This window comes from Pseudomonas sp. Sample_14 (genome assembly GCF_004307515.1).
Classification (GTDB): domain Bacteria; phylum Pseudomonadota; class Gammaproteobacteria; order Pseudomonadales; family Pseudomonadaceae; genus Aquipseudomonas; species Aquipseudomonas atacamensis.
Genome location: NZ_RCOC01000064.1, coordinates 109,045 through 119,866, shown reverse-complemented (window position 1 = coordinate 119,866; position 10,822 = coordinate 109,045). Strand labels below are relative to the sequence as shown.

8 protein-coding genes are annotated in these 10,822 nt (G+C 54.9%); 5 read left to right on the top strand and 3 right to left on the bottom strand.

The window, feature by feature from the left end; translation table 11 throughout:
• The first annotated feature begins 346 nt into the window (after nt 1–346).
• The 5 genes from D8U61_RS28105 (at nt 347) to D8U61_RS15330 (ending at nt 6,800) form a co-directional block, all read left to right on the top strand.
• On the top strand, nt 347–3,565 hold the full coding sequence (locus D8U61_RS28105; protein ID WP_241663627.1) for a hypothetical protein: 3,219 nt from the start codon (nt 347–349) through the stop codon (nt 3,563–3,565).
• Nucleotides 3,566–3,708: 143 nt separating this feature from the next.
• A complete protein-coding gene (locus tag D8U61_RS15345; protein WP_130927220.1) occupies nt 3,709–4,641 on the top strand; it encodes a Tc toxin subunit A in 933 nt (310 codons plus the stop codon).
• Nucleotides 4,526–5,092, top strand: coding sequence for a hypothetical protein (locus D8U61_RS15340; RefSeq protein WP_130927219.1), 567 nt, complete (start codon nt 4,526–4,528; stop codon nt 5,090–5,092). The genes D8U61_RS15345 and D8U61_RS15340 overlap by 116 nt, the downstream gene beginning before the upstream one ends.
• A complete protein-coding gene (locus D8U61_RS15335) occupies nt 5,077–6,162 on the top strand; it encodes a caspase family protein (protein ID WP_130927218.1) in 1,086 nt (361 codons plus the stop codon). Before D8U61_RS15340 ends, D8U61_RS15335 begins: the two co-directional genes overlap by 16 nt.
• A gap of 44 nt (nt 6,163–6,206) precedes the next feature.
• On the top strand, nt 6,207–6,800 hold the full coding sequence (locus D8U61_RS15330) for a hypothetical protein (RefSeq protein WP_130927217.1): 594 nt from the start codon (nt 6,207–6,209) through the stop codon (nt 6,798–6,800).
• Nucleotides 6,801–7,109: 309 nt separating this feature from the next.
• On the opposite strand, the gene D8U61_RS15325 is transcribed toward D8U61_RS15330, so the two are convergent.
• From D8U61_RS15325 to D8U61_RS15315, 3 genes are read right to left on the bottom strand one after another with little or no spacing between them, the layout of a single operon-like run.
• Nucleotides 7,110–7,997, bottom strand: a complete 888-nt coding sequence (locus D8U61_RS15325; RefSeq protein WP_130927216.1) for a hypothetical protein — start codon at nt 7,995–7,997, stop codon at nt 7,110–7,112.
• Nucleotides 7,984–10,188 carry an AAA family ATPase gene (locus D8U61_RS28100; RefSeq protein WP_130927215.1) on the bottom strand — a complete coding sequence of 735 codons (2,205 nt, stop codon included), beginning with the start codon at nt 10,186–10,188 and terminating at the stop codon, nt 7,984–7,986. The genes D8U61_RS15325 and D8U61_RS28100 overlap by 14 nt, the downstream gene beginning before the upstream one ends.
• Nucleotides 10,185–10,739: a hypothetical protein gene (locus D8U61_RS15315; protein WP_130927214.1), complete on the bottom strand. Its 555-nt coding sequence runs from the start codon at nt 10,737–10,739 to the stop codon at nt 10,185–10,187. The genes D8U61_RS28100 and D8U61_RS15315 overlap by 4 nt, the downstream gene beginning before the upstream one ends.
• Nucleotides 10,740–10,822: the final 83 nt, after the last annotated feature.

Here is a 10,822-nt window from a genome sequence, read left to right as displayed (position 1 = left end):
GTAACTGGTACCGATTCCGGCAGACGCTGACTGACGCAGCGGATGACGCGACGATGTCCGATTGGGCGGACAGTGCGCGTTTTGAAGTCGAAGCCGCGCGCCTGATCAGCCATGCCGGGCGGCGTTTCATATGTACAAGTTGGTGAACTCTGAGTGATGTGTGGCAACAACGCAAGCTGATGCAGTCGCGTTTAATGGCTGAAGGACGCAAGCATATTAAGGCGTGGAATAGTTACCGTTGGTCGGGACTGTCAGGTTTTACAGGTGTAGCGATGCGACGCATCGGTATTCAATGAATGTGACCTGTTTTATCTATCAGCCAGCTTGCCCTTTCTGAGATCCGGCCATGGAACAAGATGATGGTATTAAAGATCCTTCCGACAGCTTGCCCCCGAAACAAGAGGTAGTCTGCGCTGAGGAGATCGGAACGGATGTGGCATTTGTAACCCATGAGCTGCACGCGGAAGAAGACGGTAGGTGGGCGCAGCTTCGAGTGAGCTATGCCTACTCCTACGATGGTTCGACATTTACTTGCATCGTGTCAGCGTACAGAGCAAAAGAGAATCGACGTTATGAAGGGAATGTAAAATTCTATCTTTCGTTGGTTAGCGGTGAAGGTAATGTAAGAGAACTGACGGGCAGTGCTCGCCAGACCGGTGAGTGGATCGATCTTGATGAACCCTATCGAGAAATGATTATCGCCAATCAGAGAAACGTAACAGTGGGGTTCGATTATATTTATGATGTAGATAACGCAAGTGATCCGGTTCTGAAAACCTACAAGATCGCCAATTATCGGATGCCCATTCCAACCATCAGTGCAATCCGAAACTTCACATCTTCAACTTTCGCTGTCAAGGGTACGGGGGCAATATACCGTTATATTGTTGTCCTGGACGATGGGCGCGGTACGATTGGGGCAGAAGAGGCTTTCTACGATCCTTGGTCAGTGCCAGTCACCGTGGCAGAAAACAAAAATTCTTTAACGTTTCAAGCATATCAAATGTACGGTGGTAAGGTTTCCGAGCGGACGGGTTATATAACAGTCTACCGCGCTCGAATTACTTTCCCGGCAGCTAATGCTTTGATGTTGGCAAAGGATCTGCTTTGTTTCAGAGGTATGGCTGCGCCGGGTACTGTTATCAGAGTGGTTGGGCATTTGAATCATTATGAAAACTGGAGCGACGTTATTACTGTCGGAGATGCCGGTACGAGTTGGGAGGCTAAGGCAACAAAGGTCCCAGTAAGTGGGACGTTCTCGGTTACCGCTGAACTCAAATCACCGAATATCAGTCATTTTTATACCGAGGCCGCGACTTTCAGAGTCATGGGTGTGCCGTCAATATCCGAACCACCTGAGTTGGCAATCCATGATCCAGACTTCCTCCTGAAAGGAACCAACGGCCTGGCTGGCGCGCGATTGAGAGCATTTTTCGATCTGACGAATGATTCCGTTCCTGGCTGGGAAGTCGTTAGCGATGTAGACGGGCCGTGGGAGGGGATGATCAAAGTGCCGCCAGGGGCGATCAGCCTTGTTGTCGAACAGGATCTGGATGGCGTGTCATCCGGACGCAGTGCACCACAGGCCTTCAGGATTCGCCCGCCCACCCTGCAACAGCCCACCGTCACCTTCGCTGGAACTACAGTAACTTTCTCCGGCAAGGGTTATTACGATTCCAAACGCAAATCTGAAATCCAGTTCACCGTCAGGGGGGGGGCGGTGCAAGTTCCCACGCCCGCAAATGCCGAAGTGATGCCGAGTGGCACATGGAGCACCGCAGCGCAGGAATGGACTGTCGGTACCTACAACGTTACCGTCATTCAAAAAATCGCTGACAACGCCAGCGGCTGGATCGAGTCGCTCCCGCTGACCTTCGAAGTCAAAAACATCCTCCCCGATGTCAGTGACGTGCAATTCACCAACGACTACCAACCGACCTTCAGCGGCAAAGGCTTCAACGGCGCCACGGTGTATCTGCACAGGCCCAATAGCGGAGATCACGAAGCGCCTCCAGTTGCGGTCAACGGCGGGCAATGGTCAAGCAAGGCTTATACGGTCTGGGGACCGTCGTTCGAGCGTGAGGTACACATAAAGCAATTTCTCGACGGTCATCAGTCGCCAAACTGGTTTGTGCTGAAAGTCACCATCGCGCCGCAAGCCCCTGGCCTGAACGACCCTGAAGATGAAGGGCTTTCGCCAAGGTTCAGCGGTACGTGCTGGCCGGATGCAACCGTGAACATTGAGTACAGCGACGAACCCGGCATTGTGCACCAAGGTGTCGTCATTGGTGACACGTGGCAGTTCAGGCGCGACAAAGAATTTGCCCCGGATATTTCCCATACCGTCACGGTAACCCAGCTCGCCGCGCAGCAAACTTCGGAGCCGGCGTCCAGAACCTTTATTGTCAGGAGGCCGATGGTCACGCCAGTGATTACTCAGCCGCCGGACGGCTCGGAAGTCGGCCGTGTCGTAACGGTCGAGGGCACGATGGGAATGGTGGGTGCTACCTTGCAACTGCGTGACAAACGGTTTGGCCGTCCGTTGGGAGAGCCGAAAGTATTGAGCCAGGACGGCGACTGGTCGATTGACCTGAGCCTTCTGGAATTCAGGCTTTACACCTTCGACGCACAGCAGACACTGGACGGTCGACCGTCGCTGTACAGTGACGAGCATGAATTGACGGTGGTGTTGCTGCCGCCAGAATTTCTCCAGCCGATACCAAACGGCAAGTTGCCACGAACTGCATTGCTCAAGGGTACCGGCATGAGGGGCGGGGTTGTCGAAGTCTGTCTGCTAGGGCTCACCGAACCTCTACTCAGTAATGTCGGTGTCGACTGGCAGGGCATTTGGCAAGCCGAAGTGACGTTGCCGGTGGGCAGCAAAACAATCTGGGCTCGGCAAAGGTTCATGGATGAAAGCGGCACACTGCAGGAGTCGAAAGACAGCGAGCCGCTGCACTTTGACATCGTGCCAGCGGCACCCTTCATTGAAACTCCGGTCGAGGGCAACGCCATCGGGCAGCAAGTGGTGGTGTGCGGTTTTGGCGTGCCGGGCGATACGGTTACGGTGACGCTGGTCGGTGCTACGCGCTCAGAGCCGGCAAGTGGAATCGTGCAGGAAAATCGCACCTGGTCAGCGATGCTCGATGCAAGTTCGCTGGTCGGGGGGCTTTACCAGCTGGAGGCAGTCGCATCCCGGGACGGTTTCGAATCGTTTGAAACCCTGCGCTCGGTCATGTTGGGTACTTTTGTGCCTGTCCTCGACGAGCCGGCGGCGGGACGCTGGGTCACTCAGCCAGTGCAGTTCAGCGGCAAGGGCCGTCCGGGCGTGGGCGCCGTCGTGAGTTGGTACAACCCGGACGTGCAGTGGCTGGCTCAGGCACCTGTGGTCGATGAGCAGTGGCGCGGGGAGGCGACGCGGGCACTGCCGCTGGCGGGTAACTGGTACCGATTCCGGCAGACGCTGACTGACGCAGCGGATGACGCGACGATATCCGATTGGGCCGATAGTGCGCGTTTTGAAGTTGAAGGCGCGCGGCTTTTCACAACAATTCCTCAAGCCTGACTTCCGACGAACGGTTATAAAACCTGTCATAAATGACAGTGGACTGAACGGCTTTCGCAGCGCTAAATCGTACTTACTGAATGTGCAGCCCGACGAAGGATGTCGGGCTGTGCGGGCCAGTTGTCGCCTAAAGGAATCTGATCATGGTTGATTCGCGCCGTCCCGCCCTGCAACTGTTCGACCAGTTGTTCAGCGAGAAACAACGAGCACAGGACGTCGGACTGCAGAACCTCGAGACTTACCTGGAAAACGGTGGATCAATTTATCCACTGGTTGAAAAGGGTGTTCAAGGCATGCTCCAGGAGCACCCGCAACTCAGCTTTGAGCAAGCGCAACAATTCTGGCGCGGCGCCAACAGCATAGCCACGTCTCAGCGGCGCCAGTTTATCGAGAGGACGCTGAGGGGGAACAGGGACGCGCCAAAGCGCAGCTCCAGCGGTTTGCTATCGATCGTGGACGGTCCCAATTATCACGCTCTGATCGGTACCGATTTTGCTGCACTGTGCCCGCCAGATGCGCTGGAGTCCATCTGGTCGCCAGTAGCCTATCTGATCGACTTGTTGCGCTGGGTTCGTGACCGTCTGGAGGGCATCAACAAGGAAGAAAAATATGCGCTGCATAACCGGCGCACGGATTTGCTGGCACTGAGCGTCGACTTCAATGCGGTTTATCAGTCGATCTCGTCTGTGGACATAATCGTCGAGGTGCTGGAAAAATTCATTGCGGCGAATACAGATGTCGATTCGATCGAAGACGCGCTGATCGCAGCTCGCTACCCCAACGGCCTGCCTTATTACCAGCATTGGGTCACGATTGATGGTATCGCGCAGGTTCATGATCTGTCGGTGGGCGACTTTGAGCACCGGGTCGACCTCTCTTATCCGTATTTTCAATGGTCGGGGTGCCAATACTGCAAAGGGTTTCGCCCATGCTTCGCGGCTTGGCCCTTATCAGCGCCTGTTGCTGACAGAAACCCGGGCGGATTTCGAAGATCGCGAAAGTTTCTTTGCGCAAAACTTTGGTACCACCAAGCTCGACGAATACCTGTTCCTCAATCAGGTGGTGTTCCTGGGTGAGCGCACCAAGCTCGACAGTCGGCAGATCGAAGCCCTGCTGTCGATTGGCGACTTTGCTCCGGTGCGCTCGAGCAATGTCACCTATATAGATGACAAGCCAGAGCATCCGGAAAGCGAGCGCTCGGGGTCAATCTATATCAATGACAACACTGCGCCGGCGGTGCGTATCGATAATGCAAGCGAGCTTCGGCATCGATTGACGGCAAATCCCGACGAGTCCATCGGGTTCAATCGTTATGACCGACTGAATCGGATGGTGCGCCTGGCCAGCTGGACCGGATTGCCGTTCGATCAGGTAGACGTAGTGTTGGCAGCTGCCATCAGGGCGACAGCGCTCGGCAATCGGCCTGAAGACTCTTCAGACAAAATGGAAATAACCAATGGCGTCGTGCAACAGTCTCCCATTGCTTACGGAGGAAGGCCATTGCCTCCTCTATGGTTGGATCCGTAGCCCTTCTTATCGGCGTGGCGAACTATCAGCAAATCTCCAGACTACCTGCCGCGATTCTGAACGACGTCAATGACGTCGCCGCTACGCTCTCATCGCAGGATCACTGTGGCTATCCCCCCGCCAACGTCGTCACTCTCTTAGATGCAAACGCTACTCGGACAGCAGTTTTGAAACGGCTAGATGAACTGGCTACTCGGGCGGGGCCTGATGATACGGCCTGCGTGTTCTTCTCCGGCCACGGCGGCATCGTGGGTAGCCCAGGCAATGAAGACAGCGTGCTGCTCACTGTGGATAGCGATCTCGCTGACATTAAAAACACATCCATTAACTCGAATGAACTAGCTGCTGCACTTGCGCAGATCAAGGCGAAGCGACTACTGGTCTTCATTGACGCTTGTCATGCTGGTGGCGCTACGATCTCGAAGAGCTTGACTGATGACAAAGGCCACGAGCTCAAGTCTGGCTATAGCCAAAACACCTTCGCAAAGCTGGCAGTTGGTAGCGGACGTGCACTAATGGCATCGTGTCGTGCTGATGAATTGTCGTCCGTATTTGACGGTGCAAGGAACAGCGTATTCACGACTGCACTGCTGGCGGGTTTGCGCGGAGCTGCCGACAAAAGCGCTAGCGGCTTCATCAAGGTCTTTGACCTGTTTAACTACGTCTCCGAAGAGGTGCCTAAACTGATCCCAGACGACCAGCACCCAATTTTTAAGGCTGACAATCTTGAAGTGAATTTCGCTGTCGCGCTGAGCCAAGGAGGGAAGAAGTCACCGTACAGTCCTGAGATCACGCTAACGGTGCAAGAGGAGCTTCCGTGGTCGGTGCTAGAGAAGATCCTGGTCGAGCTCTACCCATTCGGACCGCGGGACCAAGAAGTGTGGAGTCGCGCCGGTGGTGATCTGTCCCGTCTCCAGTTTCATTCCACCGGTCAAGCTGCTTGGCATGCAGCGCTTCGCACGCTGAAACAGGGCGGCGGTGGCAGGAATATCAACTTCGGCAGCTTACTCAGTGCAGCAAAGGAAGACTTTTCGAACCATCCGCAGTTGGCGATGCTGCAGGCGCCCTAAATAGTAATGACCCTTTAACACCAGCAGGAGCACTAGCGCTAGTAATGGACGATAAAGAGAGGTTTGCTTTTTACGAGAAGGTTTTCTATCAGGAGCTCGACCGTAAGGAAAAGCTCTACGCCAGGTTAAGTATGCCGCTGGCGATGCTAGTAGCCATAGTGACGTTCCTCTCGTATATGCTCAACAAAGCACCAACCACCGAGGACGGTACCGCAAGCATCTTTTTCTGGATTTTCTATCTCAGCACGTGCCTGATGCTACTGATCGGGGCCCTGTATTTCCGGGCTGCATGGTCCCTGAGGGATTCCGACAGGGGCCTCCCCACTCTGATGGCGCTTGAGACTCATCGGCGAAGCTTCCGCGATGATTACGAGAAATATTGGGACACTCCAGAAGAAGCCGATGCGCACTTCAAGAGCTTGGTGCTTAATTACTTCATTGAAGGCGCCACGGTGAATACAGAAAATAATGACAAGCGCGGGAGCTATCTCCGATCACTTGCAAACTATGTAACAGCGGCGTTATTCGTTTCAGTGCTGTCCTTCCTTCCGTTCTACATACATCAGCAGGAGCAAGCTAATAATGACCCAAAAACCACCACCACCGCCTCCACCGCCGATGCGCTACGTAAAAGATAACCAGCCGAGGAAAGAGCCGCCTCCACCTCCGCCTCGGCCTTCTCCATCCAAAAATTAACTCTTCAGCCCGCAGTAGCGCGGGCTTTTTCTGCCTCGTAGTAACGATCAAGTACTGCGTCTGGATAATTTTGTCTGTTGAACTGCTGCTACCGGTCCAAAGCAGCACCAGTGAACATCAGCTTTTGGCTGTGGTATCAACCGGTAGACGCAACAGGTTGGCTAAATCGCTCAATGTTAGGAGCCAAGACACCTTGTCCGCACGCAGCGCTTGGGCAAAAGTATGACTCAGCGAGCCGCCGCTCCCACCGGTCATTCCCTAGCAACTCTGGCCAGTAACGCGTTCACCATTTCCGATACCGTGTCATACCTGGACTCAACGATGTGCCGGGCGAAGGCTGAGTACTCGTTGTTCGCTTTGGCGTGGCTGAAGAACCTATCGATGTGCATCTGCAGCACTGGCATCCACTCCCTGACTCCCTCATCAGTGGTTTCTTTGGCGATTTTGTTGATCGTTGTCTTCAGGCATAGAAACTCCTCGTCCAGCTTGAGTTGATACTCCAGTCTCGCTTCCGCGAGTTTCGAGCGATTGAGGCCGAACAGGTCGATGCTGGTCTGGCCGTACTGCGAGATGGCGACGGCCAGCGGTTGGTCAGCCACGACCTTCCAGCCTATATGCTCGCCGGGGTCCACACAGGTGGGGTCGATCAGCAGCGGGTCTTCCAGCGCGTGGTCGTCGGTGACACAGGTTGCCCGCAACCCGGCCACCGGAAAGTGATCGTGCTTACCGCTAAGGCGTTCGCCCTGAGTCAGTTGCTGACCATCTTCGCTACCCAACAGTATCTGGTTCCGACCGCGGTTGCAGTCGATGCAAGAGGCCAATAGGTTGGTCCATTCGGTTGCTAGCCACCAGTAGCCTGGATGGTTGAGCTCGCCTTCTATGCGACCTTTGGGGCGGAAGTGTTCGACATCGATGGGGCCGGTGCTGGTGATCTTGCCTTCGCAGTAGGCGCACTTGTTGTGGAATAGCGTGTTCAGCGCCGAGACAACGTCGGGGCTTTTGTAATGGGTGAACGCGTATGCCTTGCTTTGCGTGCTTTGGTAATACACCGCCGCGCGCTGATGCTCGTGGTGGCCGGAGCCATTCGGCGCTGTTAGCGATTCCGGCTTGCCGACCCGGTTGCGATTAACGGGTACCATATTTCTTCCTGTTGCGCTCGAGCACCTCGATGATCGCCCGCACCGATGCTTCCCTGGCGTTGGCGTGTTCGATTGGTGTAGAAAGGTCCGTATCGCGGATGTGCCTGGTCAAGGCTTGGGCGATGATCTGCCGATCGAGGGTATCGCCGATCATAGGGAGGCTGCCGTAGTTTTCCAGCAAGTCATCGCGATGCTTGCGGTCTTTCTGCGAGAGCTCGCTGTCTTCGCGTGCCGCATATTGGGCGAGCTTCTGGAGTGCACGTTGACGCAGCGGGTCTTCGGTGGTGGCCAGCCCGAAGTAGTCAGATGTCAGGATCTGCTCGATGCGCAGACTTGCCACGTTAGGCAATTGCTCGACCCGCTGTAGGTGCCCATCGCGATCCCGATACAGCACTTGCACCTCGCCCTCGAACATCCCACGCAAGCACAGCGGATCGTGGGTGGAGGCGATGAATTGTACGCGTGGAAACGATTCGCGAAGTGCACTCATTACTCGCATCTTCCAGCGTGGGTGCAGGTGGTTTTCAATCTCATCTACCAGCACGATGCCCTGGGCAAACTCGAGGTTGTCCCAGTGTTTAAGCATTTCCCGCATGATGTCGACGGCCATGGCGAACAGAGATTTGTAACCATCGCTTAGGTGCTCGATGGGTAGGGGGGAGGTAAGGCGTTGGATGAAAATCGAGCGGTCGTCCCGAGCCACAAATTCGCCGGGACGCAAGGAGAGCAGCGAGGCCAAAGCTCGGGCCACGGCGTCAAAATTTTTCTCCTCTCTGAGATTCAGCAACCAGTTCGTCGGATCTGGCAGGCTCGCGGCCTGATTAAAGAGCGTCCTGTTGGGGCAGGTTTGGTGGTTCGTCGATCTGCCAGATAGGAAGTACCTTCTCGAGCCATAACCAAACACGCGGTTTTGCGGAGTACCGATGGATTTCAGGCGACCCGTTTGCAAGTCCATGTTGAGGGCAACGATCTCGCCATTGCTGAAGTGCACCGTGACCGCTGGTCGCGAAGGGGGGGCCAAGGTGTCGTCGATACCGTGGGGGATGATGCTCTTTTGGTTGATGCGGATACGCTGGCGTTCCTCACGGGGCATCAGCGCCAGGGCGATTGCTTGTAGGATCGAGCTTTTGCCCGTGGCGTTTTCGCCTAGCAGCATGGTGCAGGGCGACTCATTGCGGCCCTGGCTGAATGGGCTGGTGTCGAGATCTAGCGTGAAGTGTTCGATGCCCTTGAAGAGGCCGATCTCGATACGGGTAATGTACGCATAACGGCGGGGGTTAAGTTCGCCTAGATCGGTGTTCTGGATAACGAAGGCTAGGTTATCGCTCTTGCACAGAGAAATAGCCTCGTGCCAATCATGGGACGAAAACTCACTCCTGAGTCGAATGATCCTCTTGCTAAGATCGGTGCGGGCGGAGTATTTACCGTGACGGATCTCGGTCTGTAGAATCCGGCAGACATGCCCCAGGCAGTTCCTGACGGCCCCACTGTGGGAGGTCTCATCGCTAGTGAAATTGACCAGTTCTTCGATCACTTCATTTTCGTTGTTACTCTTCAGGATGAGATCCAGAACCCTGTCGATCTGCTCCTTGCGTTTCAGGCAAAGCGCTGTCCGGTTAAGGTTGAGCAACTCGATAGTCGCCTTGCCGGCGGCAGTGGTGGCGCTAGCAACACCGTCGGTATCGAACATGAGGTGATCTGAGGGATTGTCCTCGAACGGATTGAGCAGGAGTGGCATTTCCCGGAGCTGGGCCGCCCTCCAGGAAGAAAGCGCAATGGCGGTCCGGCCTGATATTGGGAAAAAATTGACCTTATGGTTGTCGCAGTCCCTACAGATCAGCATCAGGTTCTGCCATTCGTATGCGAACCAGGCATAGCACTCAAGATGCTCAGTGCCCTGAATCGGATCAAACGCGTTGCTCAACGGCCGATAGTGGGAAACGTAGCGGCCAGGATCGTGTTCGAGAATGGTTTCGCAATAGGCACACTTACCGTGCTGGATTCGCTTGAGCTCTTGAATGACTGATTGCGAGCCCAGTAAATCTATGTTGAACGGCGGCCGGGTACGAGCCCGCTCGGTGGGTTCGAGCTTGAAGTAGGCCTTGACCCTGACCATCTCTTGGATGAATAGAGAGTTCTTGGTGGAAACCTCTAAGGGCTTGGAATTTGCCAATTTCTTGAGCTTGATCAAAACGCGCTCCGATCAGACATGATCTCGCCTGCATTGTGCTTCTGGGCACATATAGCAACATCCACACCGAATGGAAGCGGCAAATGCACGACTTCTCCATAGCTAACCTCGATCTTCTTCGAGATCACCTGGTTGACCTGCAATGCCTGCACATCAGACGGCACCGCCAGCGTGAGTTGCTGACCGTTAGCGTTGAACGAGTAGTCGCGGCCCACCTGATAGTTCAGATTAATTGCTACTGTTGCGCCGGTTGCGCTCGACGAAATGATCTCAGCGGTGCCATCGACCACCCCAATACCCAGTGAACAGGCTGTGTTGGATTGGTTGCAAGTACGCAAATCCATAGGTGAATATCTGAGATTGGTTGCTCCTCCGGAGGACTCTCGGACATCCACGCGCCCCCCGGGGCCATGCACGTGCTGACCGAACAGATCTGGACCGTACGCGGAAACAGTGACAACTGCTGAATCCCTCGGGAAAGATTTTTCACCTGCACAACCAGCAACTACCGCGAAGGCACACAAAGCAGCGAAACGAAACCCTATTTGCATATAGCGAAATCCTTAAATTGATTTGTTACGCCTACCTTCATGTTCGGCGCTAAGAGGAAACATATCTAGCTAGCAGACAGGAT